We start from the raw sequence: 299 nt of genomic DNA on the forward strand, positions 1-299 counted from the left end.
GCGCCACCGCCCGCTACGTGGTGCTGCCCGCCGAATCACACGGCTACGCCGCCCGCGAAAACCTGCTCCACGTGCTCTGGGAAACCAACGCTTGGCTGGAAAAGTACGTGAAAGCTCCTGCGCCCGCGCCGGCAAACTAACTAACCGCTGTTTCCGCTATCAGATGTGACGTGTAAAAAGTACAATCCGGCGCGTAGTTCCGATACGTTAATTGTTTGCACGGCCTTCGTATCGATGGCGGAGGAATAAACTAATTGCCCTGCGATATTGCCCAGCCTTATGTTGCCATTAGATGATTC

At 55.2% G+C, this 299-nt stretch carries 1 protein-coding gene; it reads right to left on the minus strand.

Annotation, left to right across the window (positions count from 1 at the left end):
- Positions 1–140 precede the first annotated feature (140 nt).
- Positions 141–299: T9SS type A sorting domain-containing protein (locus GM79_RS26395; protein ID WP_152559764.1), on the minus strand; the 159-nt coding region annotated here is incomplete at its 5' end.

Source organism: Hymenobacter sp. IS2118, assembly GCF_000715495.1.
Lineage (GTDB): Bacteria > Bacteroidota > Bacteroidia > Cytophagales > Hymenobacteraceae > Hymenobacter.